The 18,388-nt window shown below is 72.0% G+C and carries 17 protein-coding genes; 7 read left to right on the plus strand and 10 right to left on the minus strand.

The features are described 5' to 3' along the window. The first annotated feature begins 32 nt into the window (after window positions 1-32). Window positions 33-605, plus strand: a complete 573-nt coding sequence (locus tag ACWD3E_RS30005) for a hypothetical protein (RefSeq protein ID WP_451390699.1) — start codon at window positions 33-35, stop codon at window positions 603-605. A gap of 1,160 nt (window positions 606-1,765) precedes the next feature. Continuing rightward, entirely contained in the window at window positions 1,766-2,971 is a 1,206-nt protein-coding gene (locus tag ACWD3E_RS30010) for a COG4705 family protein (protein ID WP_451390700.1), read from the plus strand. A 47-nt stretch (window positions 2,972-3,018) separates the two neighbouring features. On the opposite strand, the gene ACWD3E_RS30015 is transcribed toward ACWD3E_RS30010, so the two are convergent. Next, window positions 3,019-3,606, minus strand: coding sequence for a fibronectin type III-like domain-contianing protein (locus ACWD3E_RS30015; RefSeq protein WP_451390701.1), 588 nt, complete (start codon window positions 3,604-3,606; stop codon window positions 3,019-3,021). Between the two features lie 107 nt (window positions 3,607-3,713). Then, the gene (locus tag ACWD3E_RS30020) at window positions 3,714-5,108 is read right to left on the minus strand and encodes an NAD(P)/FAD-dependent oxidoreductase (protein WP_451390702.1); all 1,395 of its coding nucleotides are present in this window, start codon (window positions 5,106-5,108) and stop codon (window positions 3,714-3,716) included. Window positions 5,109-5,842: 734 nt separating this feature from the next. Between ACWD3E_RS30020 and ACWD3E_RS30025 the strand changes: the two genes are divergently transcribed. Beyond that, a complete protein-coding gene (locus tag ACWD3E_RS30025; protein WP_451390703.1) occupies window positions 5,843-6,529 on the plus strand; it encodes a formylglycine-generating enzyme family protein in 687 nt (228 codons plus the stop codon). A gap of 196 nt (window positions 6,530-6,725) precedes the next feature. Here the strand turns inward: ACWD3E_RS30025 and ACWD3E_RS30030 are convergent, their stop codons facing one another. Then, the gene (locus tag ACWD3E_RS30030; protein WP_451390704.1) at window positions 6,726-7,583 is read right to left on the minus strand and encodes a PaaX family transcriptional regulator; all 858 of its coding nucleotides are present in this window, start codon (window positions 7,581-7,583) and stop codon (window positions 6,726-6,728) included. 155 nt (window positions 7,584-7,738) lie between these two features. Here ACWD3E_RS30030 and ACWD3E_RS30035 point away from each other — a divergent pair, with 155 nt between their 5' ends. From ACWD3E_RS30035 to ACWD3E_RS30050, 4 genes are read left to right on the plus strand one after another with little or no spacing between them, the layout of a single operon-like run. Further along, on the plus strand, window positions 7,739-8,650 hold the full coding sequence (locus ACWD3E_RS30035) for an SDR family NAD(P)-dependent oxidoreductase (RefSeq protein ID WP_451390705.1): 912 nt from the start codon (window positions 7,739-7,741) through the stop codon (window positions 8,648-8,650). Continuing rightward, window positions 8,647-9,534, plus strand: a complete 888-nt coding sequence (locus tag ACWD3E_RS30040; RefSeq protein ID WP_451390706.1) for an amidohydrolase family protein — start codon at window positions 8,647-8,649, stop codon at window positions 9,532-9,534. Before ACWD3E_RS30035 ends, ACWD3E_RS30040 begins: the two co-directional genes overlap by 4 nt. Window positions 9,535-9,544: 10 nt before the next feature. Next, window positions 9,545-11,089 (plus strand): acyl-CoA synthetase, encoded by a 1,545-nt coding sequence (locus tag ACWD3E_RS30045; RefSeq protein ID WP_451390707.1) that lies wholly within the window; start codon window positions 9,545-9,547, stop codon window positions 11,087-11,089. A 37-nt stretch (window positions 11,090-11,126) separates the two neighbouring features. Further along, window positions 11,127-11,582: a MaoC family dehydratase gene (locus ACWD3E_RS30050; RefSeq protein ID WP_451390708.1), complete on the plus strand. Its 456-nt coding sequence runs from the start codon at window positions 11,127-11,129 to the stop codon at window positions 11,580-11,582. Window positions 11,583-11,657: 75 nt separating this feature from the next. Here ACWD3E_RS30050 and ACWD3E_RS30055 read toward each other — a convergent pair whose 3' ends face one another. The 7 genes from ACWD3E_RS30055 to ACWD3E_RS30085 form a co-directional block, all read right to left on the minus strand. After that, on the minus strand, window positions 11,658-12,836 hold the full coding sequence (locus tag ACWD3E_RS30055; RefSeq protein WP_451390709.1) for a 4-hydroxybenzoate 3-monooxygenase: 1,179 nt from the start codon (window positions 12,834-12,836) through the stop codon (window positions 11,658-11,660). A 35-nt stretch (window positions 12,837-12,871) separates the two neighbouring features. Continuing rightward, window positions 12,872-14,047: a bifunctional 3-oxoadipate enol-lactonase/4-carboxymuconolactone decarboxylase PcaDC gene (gene pcaDC, locus ACWD3E_RS30060; protein ID WP_451390710.1), complete on the minus strand. Its 1,176-nt coding sequence runs from the start codon at window positions 14,045-14,047 to the stop codon at window positions 12,872-12,874. 75 nt (window positions 14,048-14,122) lie between these two features. Beyond that, a complete protein-coding gene (gene pcaB, locus ACWD3E_RS30065) occupies window positions 14,123-15,517 on the minus strand; it encodes a 3-carboxy-cis,cis-muconate cycloisomerase (RefSeq protein WP_451390711.1) in 1,395 nt (464 codons plus the stop codon). Beyond that, the gene (gene pcaG, locus ACWD3E_RS30070) at window positions 15,504-16,121 is read right to left on the minus strand and encodes a protocatechuate 3,4-dioxygenase subunit alpha (RefSeq protein ID WP_451390712.1); all 618 of its coding nucleotides are present in this window, start codon (window positions 16,119-16,121) and stop codon (window positions 15,504-15,506) included. Before pcaG ends, pcaB begins: the two co-directional genes overlap by 14 nt. Next, window positions 16,118-16,870: a protocatechuate 3,4-dioxygenase subunit beta gene (gene pcaH / locus ACWD3E_RS30075; RefSeq protein ID WP_451390713.1), complete on the minus strand. Its 753-nt coding sequence runs from the start codon at window positions 16,868-16,870 to the stop codon at window positions 16,118-16,120. Before pcaH ends, pcaG begins: the two co-directional genes overlap by 4 nt. Beyond that, a complete protein-coding gene (locus ACWD3E_RS30080; RefSeq protein ID WP_451390714.1) occupies window positions 16,867-17,508 on the minus strand; it encodes a CoA transferase subunit B in 642 nt (213 codons plus the stop codon). Before ACWD3E_RS30080 ends, pcaH begins: the two co-directional genes overlap by 4 nt. After that, window positions 17,505-18,263 (minus strand): CoA transferase subunit A, encoded by a 759-nt coding sequence (locus ACWD3E_RS30085; protein WP_451390715.1) that lies wholly within the window; start codon window positions 18,261-18,263, stop codon window positions 17,505-17,507. The genes ACWD3E_RS30080 and ACWD3E_RS30085 overlap by 4 nt, the downstream gene beginning before the upstream one ends. Window positions 18,264-18,388 lie beyond the last annotated feature (125 nt).

Here is an 18,388-nt window from a genome sequence, read left to right on the forward strand (position 1 = left end):
CGCACCGCTCTCGACACCTCATGGAGGAACTCATGCGTCGCCCCTTGCTGCCCGCCGTCCTCGTCCTGTTGCTCGCCCTTGCCGGATGCGGGGCCGATTCCGACGCAGCGACCGGCGATCCGACCCACACCGACCCCGCGCTCCCTGCGCACGCCAAGAAGGTCGCACCACTGAACGCCGTCGCCAACGCCCTCGGCGAGCAGGGTCGTGGAGCGTTCGCCGACACCTACAGCGACCTGCACGTCGACGAGGACCATGGCTTCGTCACCCTCTACGCCACCGACAGCACCCGAGCCGCGAAGCTGGTCGCCTCCGCCAAGCACGCCCACCCGACGATCGACACCGCGCTGATACACGTTCAGCACGCCGATTACAGCAGGAAGGTCCTGGACCGGGAGATCGACAAGATCGTCCCGGTGGGCGCCGCCAAGGACGCCTCGAAGGAGGTGTACTACGGCGCCTCGCCCAACGCCGACGGCTCCGGCATCACCATCGAGGTCAAGCCGAGCGCACTCAGCCGGGTCAGGGCGCAGGGCAACCGGCTGGACGGCATTCCCGTCACCTACGTACCCGGCAAGATCAAGACGGCGGCCTCTTGGCGATGAAACGACAGCCGTCCGCAGATCGGCGGCGACGTCCTCGTCGGCGACGCGCGCAAGCGGCCCGGTCGAAGACGATCAAGGTGGATGAAGCCCGCGAGACCGCGCGGAGACTCTGCGGTACAGCCGACGAACTGCTCGTGTGGACCTTCTCCAGCCTGCCTGCGGCTGGCAGCAACAGGTTCTTCCACTCGGCTGAGGGCACTTCCTGCGGACCGTCCAGCCCCCGAACCTCTGGGGAACATGCCTCACGTGCCTAACAGGCTTGCTTGCCATCTACCAGCCACTTGGCCTGGCAACCCTAGATAACCGCCGCGCCTGGACCGACTCCTATCGGCTCTTCACCCGCGCCCTCGCAGGGCGCGAACTCTCATCAGATATCGACCTGGTCACCTGAACGCGAAGCGGCCCCCGCCATATCCAGACTTGCGCGCCTTGGACGAAGTTCTCGGTGGTCATCTTCACGTGCATGTGCTGGACGACGTAGACGGCGTCGTCGTACGGCAGCCTACGCGGCTGTCCGTCTCTCCCCTGGGCGGCGGGGGCAGCAGCGGCCTCGTCGGCGTCGTCATGCCGCGGGCTGGGAACCGGAGATCACGTACCAGAGAGGGCGAAGTCTTCGGATCTCCGTCCTGGTTTACCGCGGTAAACACGCTTGCGTTCGCCGGCGTCTGTGGCGGCGTGACCGCCGCACCATGCGGTGCCGGTGTCACTGCGGCATGGCAGTCAGGATGTGTTCAGGTTCCCCCTGACACAGTGGGGCAGTATGACGCACGCAACGTGGGGGAGTGACAGGAGAGCGGCAAACTCCGCTGGCCAGGGCTTGAATTGGCTCCACGAGATCCTCAGGCCGGCTGGGGGCTGGGGGCCCTCCCGCCGACCGGCAGGGGCACGGTCTGACCTGAGGAGCCGAGGGCTTCCGGGGCAGCTCATGCTCGGCTGCTGGTGACTGCGGCACCGAGCCTCTCCAGTCGCGGCTCCCACTAGAGGCATCAGCTAGAGGCATCAGCGCCCTGAGGAGCCGAGGCTGCGTTTGTCTACATATTTGTAGACAATTCCCGTTCCGCAGACGTGAGGGGCGCCCCTCCGCGCTGCCGCCCGTTCTATGTGAGGGTTACATGACAACTGCGACGACACCCGAGAATCTTCGGACACCTGCAAAGCAGATGCTGAACAAGGTTCCCGAGGTCACGATCTGGTTCTGGATCATCAAGATCCTGTGCACCACGGTCGGCGAAAGCTTCGCCGACTGGATCAACATGAACCTCGGTGTTGGCCTGATCAACACCGCATTGATCTTCACTGCCGTTCTGGCAGGCGTCATGGCCTGGCAACTCACCACCAAGCGGTACGTCCCGTTCGTGTACTGGCTCACCGTCGTGGTGGTGAGTGTGACCGGCACCCTCTACACCGACATCCTCACCGACAACCAGGGCGTTCCCCTCGCGCTGAGCAGTAGCGTGTTCGCCGGCCTCCTGGCCGTCGTCTTCGGGATCTGGTACGCCCGCGAGCGGACCCTGTCGGTCCACACCATCACCACCCGTCCCCGTGAACTCTTCTACTGGCTCGCGGTCCTGGTCACTTTTGCCCTCGGCACCGCGACCGGCGACTGGACCCTGGACCTGACCGGCTGGAGCCCAGGTGTCTCCGTGTTCCTGCCTCTCGGGTTGATCGTCGCGATCGTCCTCGCATGGCGCCTCGGTGCCAACGCGGTGCTCTCCTTCTGGCTGGCCTACATCCTCACCCGCCCGCTCGGTGCCAACCTCGGCGACTGGCTCGGCTCGCCCAGCGGCGACGGCGGCCTGGGCCTCGGCACCGCGGTGACCAGCGTGATCTTCCTGGCCGCGATCCTCGCTACCGTCGTGTACCTCACGCTCAGCCGCAGCGATGTCATCGAGGCCGACGACCTCACTCATACCCCGCGAGCGCTGAACCCGGCGCGTGAGCGGATCATGCTCGGCTACTACGCGGTCGTAGCGGTCGCAACCGCGGCGCTTCTCGTCTGGGCACACCACCAGCCCCACGCGGCCGCGGCCGGCGAGGATGACGCCCCTGCGCCGGTAACCGCCCATCTCACCCCGGAGCAGGCGACGTCGCCGTTCCCTCCGGCTGAGATCGCGAAGTTCCGCACGATCGCAGCTGACACCCTGGCAAAGCTCAATTCGGGTAATCAGTCAGCCGCGACCACCCGAGTGACCGACCTCGAGACCGCTTGGGACGACGACCAGTCCGCCCTTGAGCCCAAGAGCGAGCAGTCCTGGCACTTCCTCGACAGCGAAATCGACCAGGTCCTGAAGGCGCTACGCGCCCCGAGCCCCGACAAGGCCACCGAGGTCAAGGCGCTCAACACCCTCCTCACCTCACTCGGCTGACCAACCGCGCTGACGGATTGCCCCGACGCATCCCTGCGCCGGGGCAATCAACATTCTGGCGGGACGGTGAGCAGCGCGGACAGGTCGTCGTGGGTGCTGCTTCGGGAGGCGTGCAGCCGGTAGTGGCCGGGTGCGGTGGTCCAGGTGCCGTGGGTCTCGTCCCAGATCTGGAAGGTTCGCGCCGCCAGCGGGATGACGGCCTCGGCGGTGCCGCCGGGAGGGGCGGTGACCGTCGCGAACCCGGCGAGCCTGCGGGCGGGGCGTGCGCCGGCGGCGTCGAGCGGCTCGGCGTAGATCTGGACGGTTTCGCGGCCTGGGCGGGCTCCGGAGTTGCGCAGGCGCACGCGTACGGAGCCGGGCGTGGCTTCCAGGGCCAGGTATTCCCAGGTGGTGTAGCCCAGGCCGTGGCCGAAGGGGTACGCGGGTGCGACGGCGAGGTTCCGCCAGGCCGGGTAGCCGATGAAGAGGCCTTCTTCATAGGGGAGGACGCCGTCCTCGGGGGTGACACGGGTGACGGGGGCGCCCGCGAGCCGGTAGGGCCAGGTGGTGGGCAGGCGGCCGCTCGGTTCTTCCCGGTCGATGACGGGCTTCACCGCGGTGGCGTGGTCGGTGTGTTCCGGGTGCTCCACTGTCACTGACTTCTCCTTCGTGGGGACGGCGGGGCCAAGGAGCCATGACCACGACTTCGGCGCCGGCGCCGGCGGTGCACCTCGCGCGGCCCGGCTCGTACAGGCCGAGGCGGTCAGCTGTCGAAGCCGAGGCCGACGCGGTCCAGGGTGCGCAGCCAGAGGTTGCGTCGGCCCTCGTTCCGGTCGGCGCGGGCCAGGGACCACTTGGTGACGCCGATGCCGATCGAGCGGACGGGCTCGGGCGGGAACGGCAGCGGCTTTCGGCGGACGAGTTCCAGGGCGGTGCGCTCGGTGCGCTCGCCCGCGAGGAGGTCGAGCATCACCTCGGCGCCGAACCGGGTGGCGCCGACGCCGAGGCCGGTGAATCCGGCGGCGTACGCGACCTTGCCATGGTGACTCGTGTCAAAGAACACGCAGAAGCGGGTGCTGGTGTCGATGACCCCGCCCCAGGCATGGCTGAAGCGGACGCCCTCCAGCTGCGGGAACGTCGTGAAGAAATGCCGGGCCAGTGTCGCGTGCGTGGCGGGCCGCCGCTCGTGCTCGGCGCGGACGCGGCCGCCGTAGTGGTAGATCGCGTCGTAACCGCCCCACAGGATGCGGTTGTCGGCGGAGAGCCGGACGTAGTGGAACTGGTTGGAGCTGTCCGCGAAACCCTGGCGGCGCGCCCAGCCGACGGAGGCGAGCTGCGCCTCGGTCAGCGGCTCGGTCATCAGTGCGTAGTCGTACACGGGGACGGTGTACGGGCGATGGCGCGGGAGAAGGGACGGAAACGCGTTGGTGGCGAGCGCGACGCGCCCGGCGGTGATCCGGCCGTAGGGGGTGCGGACGGTGACGACCGCGCCGTGCTCGGCGAGCGCGGTGGCGGGGGTGCGCTCGTGGATCCGGACGCCGAGGTCGAGGCAGGCGCGTCTGAGGCCCCAGGCGAGCCGGGCCGGGTTGACCATGGCCACGTCGTCCTTGTTCCACAGGCCGCCGAGGAAGGTCGGGGAGTCGATCTCGGCGCGGACCTCATCCGTGTCGAGGAGGACGGGCTTCCCGCCGTACCGGGCGGTCACTTCGGCCGCCTCGGCGAGGCCGTCGAGCTGGTACGGCTCGGTGGCCACGACGATGGAGCCGGTGCGTTCCCAGTCGCAGTCGATGCCGTGGCGGGCGAGGGTGTCCTCGATGCTGCGGAGGTTCTCCCGGCCGAGGCGTTCCAGGGTGCCGATCTCCCCGGGCCAGCGCTGGAGTCCGTTGTGCAGGCCGTGGGTGAGGCTGGATTCGCAGAATCCGCCGTTACGGCCGGAGGCGGCGGCGCCGACCTCGTCGGCCTCGATGAGCAGCACGTCGACGGAGGGATCGCGCTCCTTGGCGACGAGGGCGGTCCACAGGCCGGTGTAGCCGCCGCCGACCACGAGCAGATCGCAGGCCGTGCCGCCGACCAGGGCCGGGGTGGCCCGCGGCCGGCGGGGGTCGTCGAGCCAGAACGGCGTCGGCTGGGCGTCCGTGAGTGAGCTGAGGGGATCCATGGGCGTTCCTTCGGTCGCCGAGGGCCCGAACGCAGGGCCCCTCCGGGGTGCCGCCCATGAGACTCCGTCGTACGGGACAAGGTCAATGGTGTTGACATAAGCCCTCGCGGCTCTGCACCTCCCCAGGGTGCGACCCGGACACCCGCCGGGGGCGTGATCCGGCGCCCATCCTGGGGCTGTGATCCGGTGCCCATCCTGGGGCTGTGACGCAGCGTCCATCCTGGGGCCGTGACGCGGGGCTCGCCCGGGGGCTGTGATCCGGGGCCCATCCTGGCGCTGACGCGGCGCCCATGCTGGGCTGCGACGTGGGGGGCTGTGATCCGGCGTCCAGTCCTGGGGCTGTGATCCGGGGCCCAGTCTGGGGCTGTGACGCGGTGTTCAGCCTGGGGCTGTGACGTGGGGCTTGTCCGGGGGCTGTGATCCGGCGTCCAGCCCTGGGGTGTGATCCGGGGCCCAGTCCGGGGCTGCGACGCGGCGCTCAGCCTGGGGCTGTGACGCGGTGCCCAGGTCGGGGCTGTGGCGCGGCGTCCATCCTGGGGCTGTGACGCGGGGCTTGCCCTGGGGCCGTGACGTGGGGTGTTTGTAAGCACTTCTTTGGGCACCACTGCACGGACCAGAAGTGGCTCCACGGTGTACGAAGTTGATCTGGCTCCACCGCCGATCGGAAAGATCGGTAGAGCCGTGGGCAGACGCCGGTAGGGTGGCTTGTTGTGGACGCGGGGGCAGGAAACGAGATGGTTGCGGTCCCGTCGGGACAGGTGACGCTGTCGGACCGGCGGACGCAGAGCAGTTGGCCGGTCGAGGTCGCGCCGTTTCAGATGTCGGCGCTCCCGGTCACGCAGTCCTGGTACGCACGAGTCACGGGCCGACGGCCGAGTAGCGCCCGGGGTGAGCGGCTGCCGGTTGAGGGCGTTTCGTGGTGGGACGCGGTCCAGTTCTGTAACGCCTTGTCCCGGCATGAGGGGCTGACGCCCGCGTATCGCCTGTGCGTCGACGCCGAGACGGCCGAGTGGGACACCTCCGCAGACGGGTACCGGTTGCCGACCGAGGCCGAATGGGAGCACGCCTGCCGTGCGGGCACTACTGGCCCGCGGTACGGCCAGCTCGACGATGTCGCCTGGTACCAGGGCAATTCCGATGGGCGGATCCACTCTGTCGGCGGCAAGCAGCCCAACGCATGGGGCCTGTACGACATGCTGGGCAACGTGTGGGACTGGTGCTGGGACGTCTACGACGCCGAGGTGTATGGGGCCTACCGGGTGCTCCGCGGTGGTGGATGGGCCGACGAGCACTGGAGTTGCCGGGCGTCGGTGCGGCGGCGCAGCCACCCGACTTTCCGGATCGACGACGTGGGATTTCGCATCGTGCGCTCCACACCACTGCCTCAGCCGCAGCAGCCTCATTCCGAATCGATCAGTTAAGGGGGGCGGCTGCGTCCGAGGTCGGCCGACGTGCCCTCTTCCGGGCCAGCGGAACCACCCGATCGAAGTGGCGCCAAATGCGGGGCTCGCCCTGGGGCCGTGATCCGGCGTCCACCCTGGGGCCGTGATCCGGTGCTCGCCCCGGGGTCGGACCCGGCGCCGCTCCCGCCCCCGCCGTTCCGTCCGGCAGCTCGGGCTACGCCGTCGGCTCCCAGCGGTCGAGGATCTCCGCGGCGGTCTGCAGCGCCCCGGGCTCGTACCGGGCCGCCAGGTCGCGGAACAGTGCCTCGGCGCGTGCGGCGGGCCATTCCGCGGGCAGGTGCTCGGCCGGGAGGTGCGGGTCGCGGCGCACCAGGTCGAGCCAGTCGGTGTGCAGCAGGAGCTGGCGTCCCAGGTCGTCGCGCGCCTCGGCGGGGCCGGCGTCGCCGTCCCAGCGGGCCAGGAAGGACCGGTAGCCCTCGGCGATGGCGTCGACATCGAAGGCGGCACGCAGCAGAGGGCCGGCCTCGGTGGGGGCGGCGGCCTCGCCGTGGAAGGCTCTGATGCGGTCGTCGAGACCGAGCTCGGCCGTGATGGGCGCGACGTCGACGCGCCCGGGCGCGACCCACAGGCCGCTCTGCAGTGGCCCGAAGCCGGCCCAGACGAGGCGGGAGCGCAGGGCGTGGCGTTCGCTGCGCCAGGACTCGGGCAGGGAGAAGCCCACCAGGGTCCAGGTGCCGTCCCACGCACGGTTCACCGCGCCGGTGCGGTGGATCCGCTCCTTGCCGTCGGCGAGCACCTCGGCCGCGCGGGGCGTGAGCGAGAAGTACATCCGGCGGCCGCGCCGGTGCCGCTCCAGCAGCCCGCGGCCGACCATGCGGGTCAGGGTCGAGCGGACGGCGTCCTCGCCGATGCCGACCCGGGCGAAGGCGTCGATCACGCTCGCCGAGGACAGGGCGGTGCCGGTGCCGAGGACGTGGATGCCGAAGAAGCTCAGCATCAGGGACTGGGGGCGGGGCGGGGGGCCGGGCTCGGCGGCGGAACCGGTCCGGGAGGCCGGGGCGGGGTGCGTCACGGGGACAGGGTAGGGCGGCCTCCGGGGAAGCGACTCAATATTCGGCAATTCATTGACGGCCGACATGAGAATGCCTAGCTTGTTCGCTCGACGGTGCGCGTCCAGTCGCGATTCCCCGCGCCCCGCACCGTGTTCACGGGAAAGGACCCCCGTTCATGGCTCATGTGGATCTCTCCGGCAAGGTCGCCGTCGTCACCGGCAGCGGACGCGGCCTCGGCCTCGCCTACGCCCGCTCCCTCGCCGCCGCCGGTGCGGCGGTGGTGGTCAACGACGTCGACGACGAGGCGGCCGGCGCGGCGGTGCGGCGCATCGTCGAGGACGGCGGCCGGGCCGTCGCCGAGGTGGTGCCGGTCGGCTCCGCCGAGGCCGCCGAGGCGCTCGTCGCCCGCGCCGTGGACAGCTACGGCCGCATCGACGCGATGGTCACCAACGCCGGGGTGCTGCGCGACCGGGTGCTCTGGAAGATGACGGACGACGACTTCGACACGGTCGTCGAGGTGCACCTGCGCGCCACGTTCACCTGCGTGCGCGCCGCCGTCGAACGGATGCGCGCCCAGGGCGAGGGCGGCCGGATCGTGGTGGCAGGCTCCCCCGCCGGACAGCGCGGCAACTTCGGCCAGACCAACTACGCGGCCGCCAAGGCCGGAATCGCCGCCATGGTGCGCACCTGGGCCATGGAGCTGGCCAAGGCCGGCATCACCGCGAACGCCGTCATCCCGGTCGCCGCGACCGCGATGACGAGGACGATCCCCGTCTTCGCCCCGCACGTCGAGGCGCTGGAGAAGGAGGGAAAGGCCTTCCCCGACACCCTGCGCAAGGGCGAGGGCTTCGGCACGCCCGAGGACGTCGCCGGCCTGGTGACGTTCCTCGCCTCGGACGCCTCCGCCGGGGTCACCGGCCAGTGCATCGGCATCGGCGGCGACAAGCTCTCCCTGTGGTCGCACCCACGGGAGGTGTCGGTGGCGTACGCCGACGGCGGCTGGAGCGCCGAGGCGATCGCCGCCGCCTGGCCGGTGACGGTCGGTCGGACCCCGGAGACCTTCGGCATCCCGGCGCCGCAGCTGTGAGCGGCCGTACCCTCCCGCACCCGGACGAGCTCGTCGCCATCGACGTGCACACCCACGCGGAGGTGTCCGCGAAGGGCGGTGCCTCGCTCTCCGCCGAGCTGGACCGGGCCGCCGGCGCGTACTTCAAGGCGGAGCACCGCCACCCGACCCTGCCGGAGATCGCCGCGTACTACCGCGAACGCCGGATGGCCTGCGTGGTGTTCACGGTCGACGCGGAGTCGGCCACCGGCACACCGCCGGTGCCGAACGAGGAGATCGCCGAGGCGGCCGCCGAGAACCCCGACGTCATCATCCCGTTCGCCGGGGTCGACCCGTACAAGGGAAGAGCGGCGGTTCGTCAGATCAGGCGGCTCGTCGAGGAGTTCGGGGTCAAGGGCTTCAAGTTCCACCCGAACATCCAGGCCTTCCACCCCAACGACCGTATGGCGTACCCGCTGTACGAGGCGATCGAGGAGGCCGGCGCGATCGCGGTCTTCCACACCGGGCAGACCGGCATCGGCGCGGGCGTGCCCGGAGGCGGGGGCATCCGGCTGAAGTACTCCGACCCCATGGACGTGGACGACGTCGCCGCGGACTTCCCCGGCATGCGGATCATCCTCGCCCACCCCTCCTTTCCCTGGCAGGACGAGGCGCTCGCGGTGGCCACCCACAAGCCGCAGGTGTACATCGACCTGTCCGGCTGGTCGCCCAAGTACTTCCCGCCGCAGCTGGTCCGGTACGCAGGCGGCCTGCTGAAGGACAAGGTGCTGTTCGGCTCCGACTATCCGCTGCTCTCGCCGGACCGCTGGCTGGCCGACTTCGCCGAGCTCCCGATCAAGGACGAGGTCCGTCCGAAGATCCTCAAGGAGAACGCGGCCAGGCTGCTCGGCCTCACCACGAGCTGAGGGAGGATCCATGCGCAACCAGGGCATCGGCTCGTGGCCCGCCCGCCGCAACCGCAGGACGCCCCGGCGCACCGCCCTGCTGTACGAGGGACGCGCCGTCGGCTACGCCGAACTGCACGACCGCTGCACCCGGTTGGCCCACGCCCTGCGCACCGCGGGCGTCGGCCGCGGGGACCGGGTCGCCTTCCTCGGGCCGAACCATCCCGCGTACCTGGAGACCCTGTTCGCGGCCGGACTGATCGGCGCGGTCTTCGTGCCGCTCAACTCCCGCCTCGCCGTACCGGAGTTGGTGCACCAGCTCACCGACTCGGGCAGCCGCGTACTGGTGCACGCCCGGCAGAGCGCCGACCGGCTGTCCGACCTGGCCGACGCCGCCGGCCTCGACGCCCTCCTCGCCGTGGAAGGCGGGCCGGGGACGTCGTACGAAGAGCTGCTTGCCGACGCGGCGACGGTGCCGCTCGACGAGGAGGTGGGGCACGACGACGTCTGCCTCATCATGTACACCTCGGGCACCACGGGCCGTTCCAAGGGTGCCGTGCTCACCCACGGCAACATCGTCTGGAACAGCCTCAACGTACTGGTGGACGCCGACCTCGCGAGCGACGAGGTCGCCCTGGTCGCCGCGCCGCTGTTCCACACGGCCGCGCTCAACATGAGCTGCCTGCCCGCCCTGCTCAAGGGCGGCACGGTCCTCCTGGAGTCCTCCTTCGACCCGTCCCGCACGTTGGAGCTGGTCGAAAGGCACCGCGTCACCGGCATGTTCGGCGTGCCGACGATGTACGACGCGATGGCCGCCGCGCCCGGCTGGGCGGACGCCGACCTGACCAGTCTGCGCACCCTGCTGTGCGGCGGCGCCCCGGTGCCGGCCCGCACCGCCCGCGCCTATCTGGACCGGGGCCTGGCCTTCGTCCAGGGGTACGGGATGACGGAGACCGCGCCCGGGGCACTGGTCCTCGACCGGAACGACTCGCTGAGCCACGCCGGTTCGGCGGGCGTGCCGCACTTCTTCACCGACGTGCGGGTGCTGCTGCCCTCGGGCGAGGAGGCCGCGCCCGGCGAGGAGGGCGAGATCGTGGTGGCGGGGCCGAACGTCACCCCGGGCTACTGGAACCTGCCGGAAGCGACCGCCGCGGCCTTCCGCGACGGGGGGTGCTTCCGGTCCGGCGACGTGGCCACCGTCGACGCCGACGGCTACGTACGGCTTGTCGACCGTCTGAAGGACGTGATCATCTCCGGTGGGGAGAACATCTACCCGGCCGAGGTCGAGGACGCGCTGCTCGCGCACCCGGATGTGGCCGAGGCCGCCGTGATCGGTGTGCCCGACCCCAAGTGGGGGGAGGTCGGCCGGGCCGTCGTGGTGCCGCGCCCCGGGGCCGCGCCGACCGCCGAGGAGTTGATCGCCCACCTGGAGGACCGGCTCGCCCGCTACAAGATCCCGCGGAGCGTCGTCCTCGCTCCCGAACTGCCCCGTAACGCCGCCGGAAAGCTGATCAAGCAACTGATCCGGGCGCGCTACGGCACCGATTCCCGGCCCGGTTCCCCCGCGCATTTGTGACCCCGTTCCCCTGCGAAGCCTTTCAAGGAGTACCCCCATGCCTCTCACCGTCCACGGCATCGACGAGATCCGCGGCCAGGCCGGGGCCGACCTCGGCCACAGCTCCTGGGTCGAGATCGCCCAGCCGCGCGTCGACACCTTTGCCGACGCCACCGGCGACCACCAGTGGATCCACGTCGACCCGGAGCGGGCGGCCACCGGTCCGTTCGGCGGCACGATCGCGCACGGCTACCTCACGCTCTCCCTGCTCATCCCGATGTGGACCGAGCTGCTCCAGGTGGAGGGAGCGTCGATGGCCGTCAACTACGGCCTGAACAAGGTGCGTTTCCCCTCTCCTGTCCGGGTCGGCGCGAAGGTCCGCACGCACGGCCGTGTGGTGTCCGTCGAGGACGTCAGAGGTGGTGTGGAGGTCGTCGTCGACCTGACCGTGGAGATCGACGGCGTCGACAAGCCGGCCTGCGTCGCCCAGGCGGTGTACCGCTTCTACGCCTGACACCTCGCGGGAACGGTGGAAGGGGGCGGCTGCGCGAAGCAGCCGCCCCCTTCTCGGCGCGTGGCGGACGAAGCGTCAACTCGTCCTGAAGCCCACGTAGTTCTCGGCGAGCGAGGCCGAGGCCGCCTCGGATTCGGCCAGGTAGCGCAGATGCGAGAGCCGCAGCGCGCGGTCGAAACCGGAGTCGTCCGGGTCGGCGTGGAGCAGCGTGGTCATCGTGTACGAGAAGTGCTCGGCCCGCCAGACGCGGCGCAGCGCGGCCTCCGAGTAGCCGTCGAGCAGCGCCTCGTCCTTGTCCGCATGGTGGCGGGTGAGGGCGCGGGCGAGCAGGGTGACGTCGGCGACGGCGAGGTTGAGGCCCTTCGCGCCGGTCGGCGGGACGATATGAGCGGCGTCGCCGGCGAGGAAGAGCCGTCCGTGGCGCATGGGTTCGGCGACGAAGCTGCGCATCGGGGTGATGCTCTTCTCGGTGATCGGGCCGCGCCGCAGGGTCCAGTCGGCGTCGACGGCGAGGCGGGTCTCCAGCTCGTCCCAGATCCGCTCGTCGGGCCAGTCGTCGGTGCTGTCGTCCGGGGCGACCTGGAGATAGAGCCTGCTGATGTGCGGGGAGCGCATGCTGTGCAGGGCGAAGCCGCGCTCGTGGTGGGCGTAGACGAGTTCGTCGCACGAGGGCGGGACGTCGGCGAGGATGCCGAGCCAGGAGAAGGGGTAACTGCGTTCGGTCACGGTGAGCAGGCCTTCGGGCAGTGACCGGCGGCCGATGCCGTGGAAGCCGTCGCAGGCGACGACGTACGTGCACTCCAGGGTGCGCTCGGCGCCCTCATGGCGGTAGCGGATGGTGGGCCGGTCGGACTCGACCCCGTCCACGGACAGGGCCTCGGCCTCGAAGAGCACGGTGCCGCCGTCGCGCAGGCGCAGTTCGATCAGGTCTTTCACCACCTCGGTCTGCGCGTAGACCATGACCGACCGGCCGCCGGTGAGGGAGGGGAAGTCGATGCGGTGCGAGCGCCGGTCGAAGCGGAGCTCGATGCCGTGGTGCTCCAGGCCCTGCCGGTCCATGCGCGCGCCGGCACCGCAGGAGCGCAGGACATCGACGGTGTCCTGTTCGAGAATGCCGGCGCGCTGGCGGCGCTCGACGTAGCCGCGGTCGCGCAGTTCGAGAACCACGCTGTCGATGCCCTGCCGGTGGAGCAGGTGGGAGAGAAGGAGTCCGGCGGGTCCGGCTCCGATGATGCCGACGGTGGTGCGGGGCATGGGACCTCCGTGAAAGTGGCGGGACGGTCTGATGGTCAGGGGGCGGCCGGTGCGTCGTCCTCCAGGACCCGCTGGGCGGTGGCGAAGGCGGCGTTGGCCGCGGGGACCCCGCAGTAGACGGCGGAGTGCAGCAGGACTTCCTTGATGTCCTCGGGGGTGAGCCCGCCCCGCAGCGCCGCGCGGACGTGCATCGCCAGCTCCTCCTGGTGGCCGTGGGCGACCAGGGCGGTCAGGGTGATGCAGCTGCGGGTGCGGCGGTCGAGGCCGGGCCGGGTCCAGATCTCGCCCCAGGCACAGCGGGTGATGTAGTCCTGGAAGTCGGCGGTGAAGGCGTTCGTGCGGGCGGCCACCCGCTCCACGTGGGCGTCGCCGAGGACCGCGCGGCGGACCGCCATCCCCTCGGCGTGCCGGCTGCCGTCGTCGGTGGGGTCGTCGAAGTGGCCGAACAGCGCCGTGGCGACGGCCCGGGGGTGTTCGGCGGGCGCGAGATGCGCGGCGCCTGCGAGTTCGAGCAGGTGGGCGTCGCGGATGCCGTCGGCCAGCTCACGGGCGTGCGCGGGCGGGGTGGCCGGGTCGTCGCGCCCGGCCAGGACGAGGGTCGGGGCGGTGATCCGCGACAGCTCGGCACGCAGGTCGTACGTGGCGAGGGCGTCGCAGCAGGCCGCGTATCCGGCCGGGTCGGCGGCGCGCAGGTCGGCGAGCAGCCGGCGCGCGGTCTGGGTGCCGGCGAAGCCCGGGGTGAACCAGCGGCCGGCCGTGGTGCCGGCGAGCGGCCCGGTGCCGTACGCCCGGACGGACGCGGCGCGTTCACGCCAGCCGGCCGGCTCACCGAACCGGGCCGAGGAGCAGACCAGGGCGAGCCCGGTGAGACGCTCGGGATGGTGCACGGCGAGGTGCGCGCCGACGGCCCCGCCGATCGAGATCCCTGCGTACCCGAAGCGCTCGACGCCGAGTCGGTCGGCGAGGCCGAGCACGAGCGCGGCGAGGCCGGCGACGGTGGTCTCGCCCGGCGCGGGGGTGCGCAGGACGGCGGTCGGGGTGCCGCCGTGCCCGGGCAGGTCCCAGCGGATCACCCGGTGCCGACGGGCGAGCGCGGGGGTCTGCGCGTCCCAGACGGCGAGCGATGTCCCCAGGGAGGGCCCGAGGATGAGTACGGGGGCGCCGGCAGGTCCGTCGACGCGGTGGTGGAGCAGGGGAGACGCGGGGGTCATGGGGGTCCTTCCGTCACGGCGGCGGTTCGTGGGGCGGCGAGGGCGCGGTCGTTCGGGAGGTTCGGGTTGTGGGGGTCATGGGGGTCCTTCCGTCACCGCCGGGGTTCGTGGGGCCGCGAGGGCGCGGTCGACCAGGAGGTGTGCGCAGCCGGTGGTGGCGGTCGGGTCGGTGAGGGCGCGCAGTCGTGTCTCGTCGCAGCGCCCTTTCGCCTCCGGGTCCGCCAGCAGGACGTCGACCAGGTCCAGGCCCTCGGCGACGGCCCGGCGGGCGGCGCGGTCGAGCAGGGCTCGGGCGGGTGCGCGGCCGAGGAGGGCGGCGAACTCGGCCGCCAGCAGCTCGCTCGCGGGCAGCCCCCTGGCCCGGCGCAGGTTGTCGCGCATCCGGTCGGGGTGCACGCGCAGGCCCTCGGCGAGCGCCGCCGTGTGGTGGGCGGCGCCCCCGCCGAGCCGGAGCAGTTCGCGCAGGGTCTGCCATTCGGCGTGCCAGGCCCCGGCCGGGCGTTCGTCCTCGGCGGTGAGCGCGCCGAGGAGGACCGCGGCGAGCGCGGGGGCCTGCCGGGCCGCCGCGGCGATCAGGGTCGCGCGGACGGGGTTTTGCTTGTGCGGCATCGCGGACGAGCCACCGCCCTCGCCCTCGTCGAGCTCGCCGGTCTCGGTACGGCCGAGCAGCAGAACGTCGGCGGCCGGTTTGCCGAGCGCGGCCGCGGTGAAGGCAAGCGCCGTGCCGAGGTCGGCGACCGGCGTGCGCAGGGCGTGCCAGGGCAGCGCCGGAGCGGCCAGGCCCAGCTCGGCCGCGTACGCCTCGGCCAGGTCCGGGCCGCTGCCCGGTGCTCCGGCCAACTGTTCGAAGGCCGCCAATGTCCCGGCCGCACCTCCGAGTTGGGCCGGGAGGCGGACGGCGGCGAGGCGGTCGGCGGCGTCCAGGACGAGGGCGCGCCAGCCGGCCGCCTTGAGCCCGAAAGTGGTGGGGACGGCGTGCCGGCCGAGGGTGCGGCCCACCATGGGGGTGGCGCGGTGCTCGGCGGCGAGCCGGCCGAACGCCGTCGCGGCGCGCCGCAGCGGGGCGGCGATCAGCGGCAGAGCGCGGGCCGCGACGAGCATCGCGGCGCTGTCCATGATGTCCTGGCTGGTCGCACCCCGGTGCACGTAGGGCGCAGCGGACTCCGGTACGGCGGCGGTCAGTTCGGCCACGAGGGGGATGACGGGGTTGCCGCCGTCCCGAGCCCGCAGGGCGAGCGCGCGCAGGTCGTACCGGTCGGCGCGGACCGCTGCCGCACAGATGGCGGCGGCGGCCTCCGCGGGCGCCTGTCCGAGCCGGGCCTGGGCCCGGACGAGGGCGGCCTCGGCGTCGAGCATGGCCTGGAGGAAGGCACGGTCGCCTGTCGCCGCCTCGACGTCCGTGCCCGCGCGGACCGGGGACAACAGCCCCACGTCGTAAGGGCCTTCGGCGGGGTGCTCAGCGGAAGTCAAGGAACACCGTCTCCTCGGGGCCCTGGAGCCGGATGTCGAACCGCAGGGTGCGCGGCCCCTGCTCGGCCGCGAGCAGGGTGCCGCGCCGGTCCGGTGCCAGCGAGGCGAGCAGCGGGTCCGCGTCGGCGGCCGGGCCGGGCAGGTAGATCCGGGTGAACAGGTGGTGCAGCAGTCCGCGCGCGAACACGCAGACGGAGAGGTACGGGACCCCGCCGGGCGGCAGCGTGCGCATCGCCCACCGGCCGTCGGCGTCCGTGGCGACCCGGCCGAAGCCGGTGAAGGTCACCCCGTCCCGGCCGGCGTGGCCGCCGGTGACCGGGTCCCGGCGCATCGACCCGGGCGCGCCCTGCCTGTCGCCGTCCGGGCCGGGCTGCCAGAGCTCCAGGAGCGCGTCGGGAACGGGGGCGCCGCCGCCGTCGAGCACGCGGCCGTGCACGGTGAGGGCGTCCGGGTGTCCGGCCGGGGCGAGGTCGCCGCCGCCGGGGAAGGGCAGGGCGTACCCGTAGAAGGGGCCGACGGTCTGCGCGGGGGTGGGCAGTACGGCGTCGGCCGGTTTCCGCAAGGCCGGTGAGGTTCGCGGTGCCGGAGTCGGGGTCTCGGTCATCGGCCTTCCTCGATCCAGGTCGCGGCGGGCCCGTCGAGGACGATGTCCCAGCGGTAGCCGAGAGAGCGTTCGGGTGTGGACAGGTCGTGGTCGTAGGCGGCGACGAGCCGGGCGCGGGCGGCGTCGTCGGTGACGGACTGCAGGATCGGGTCGTGGGGGAGGAGCGGGTCGCCCGGGAAGTACATCTGGGTGACGAGCCGCTGGGTGAACGCGCTCCCGTAGAGGGAGAAGTGGATGTGCGCGGGCCGCCAGGCGTTGGTGTGGTTGCGCCACGGGTAGGCACCGGGCCGGATCGTGGTGAAGCGGTAGCCGCCCTGATCGTCCGTCAGGCAGCGGCCCACGCCGGTGAAATGCGGGTCCAGCGGGGCCGGGTGCTGGTCGAGCTGATGCGCGTACCGGCCCGAAGCGCCTGCCTGCCAGATCTCGACGAGCTGGCCGCGCACCGGGCGGCCGGCCCGGTCGAGGACCCGGCCGCTGACGGTGATCCGCTCGCCGAGGGGTTCGCCGGCGTGTCCGCGGGTGAGGTCGGCGTCCAGCGCGGTGACGTCGGTGACACCGAAGACCGGGCCGCAGAGTTCGACGGCGTCGGGGTCGCGCACGGCCACCAGGGGCTGGTGCGGATGACGCAACGCGCTGCTGCGGTAGGGCGGGTAGTCGCGTGCGGGGTGATGGCGCACGTCGCCGGCGCGGAGGTACGCCTCGCGGTGCGCGGCCATCTCCCGCGCGAGGTCCTGCTGGGTCGGGATCATGCCGTCGCCTCCGTCTTCACGGGCGCCGCCGTCAGGCGCGCCACCTCATCGGTTGTGACGCCGGGGGCCGTCTCGACGAGGCGGAGGCCGTCGGCGGTGACGTCCAGGACGCCGAGGTCGGTGATGATCCGGGCGACGCAGGCCCGGCCGGTGAGCGGCAGGCTGCACTCCTCGACGATCTTGGGGGTGCCGTCCTTGGCGGTGTGCTCCATGAGGACGACGACCCGGCGGACCCCGTGCACGAGGTCCATCGCGCCGCCCATCCCCTTGACCATGCGGCCGGGGATCATCCAGTTGGCCAGGTCGCCGCGGGCGGAGACCTGCATCGCGCCGAGGATCGCGGTGTCGATGTGGCCGCCGCGGATCATGCCGAAGGAGAGCGCGGAGTCGAAGAAGGCCGCGCCGGGCAGGACGGTGACCGTCTCCTTGCCCGCGTTGACGAGGTCGGGGTCGACCTCGTCCTCGTACGGGTACGGGCCGACGCCGAGCAGCCCGTTCTCCGAGTGGAGGACGACGTCGACGCCGTCGGGGAGGAAGTTCGCCACCCTGGTGGGCAGTCCGATCCCGAGGTTCACGTACGAGCCGTCCGTCAGCTCGCGGGCGGCGCGGGCCGCCATCTCGTCCCTGGTCCAGCTCATCGGCTGCGCACCGTCCTTCGTTCGACGCCCTTGGCGGCGGCCTGTTCCGGGGTGAGCGCGAGGACCCGCTGGACGAACACGCTCGGCAGATGGACCTGGTCGGGGTCCAGCTCGCCGGGCTCGACCAGCTCCTCCACCTCGGCGATCGTCACGCGGCCGGCCATCGCGGCGAGCGGGTTGAAGTTGCGGGCGGCGCGGGCGAAGACGAGGTTGCCGTGGCGGTCTGCGCGGGCGGCGCGGACCAGCGCGAAGTCGGTGGTGATGCCGCGTTCGAGAACGTACGCGCGGCCGTCGTACTCGCGGACCTCCTTCGGCGGGGAGGCGACGACGACGGCACCCTCGGGCGCGTGCCGCCAGGGCAGCCCGCCGTCTGCGGCCTGGGTGCCGACCCCGGCGGGGGTGAAGAAGGCGGGGATGCCGCAGCCGCCGGCGCGCAGCCGCTCGGCCAGGGTGCCCTGGGGGGTGAGCTCCAGCTCCAGTTCGCCGCCGAGGTAGCGGCGGGCGAACTCCAGGTTGTCGCCGATGTAGGAGCCGGTGACACGGCTGATGCGGCCGGCGGCGAGCAGCATGCCGAGACCTGCGCCGTCGACACCGCAGTTGTTGGAGACCACCGAGAGACGCTCGGAGCCGCGGGCGTGCAGGGCGCCGATCAGTACGTCCGGCACGCCGCACAGCCCGAAGCCTCCGACGGCGAGCGACGCGCCGTCGCCGATGTCCGCCACCGCTTCGGCAGCGGACGCGACCACTTTGTCCATGGAGCAACCCATTTCGTCGAGGTACTGTCCTGCGGGGTGTTCGCCTGGTGAACTATCGTTCATTCTTGACGCGGGGCGCAGTGTCCATCCACGCTTCGGGTCGTGTCAACGCCGCGGGTACGGTT

Source organism: Streptomyces sp. NPDC002676 (genome assembly GCF_053592455.1).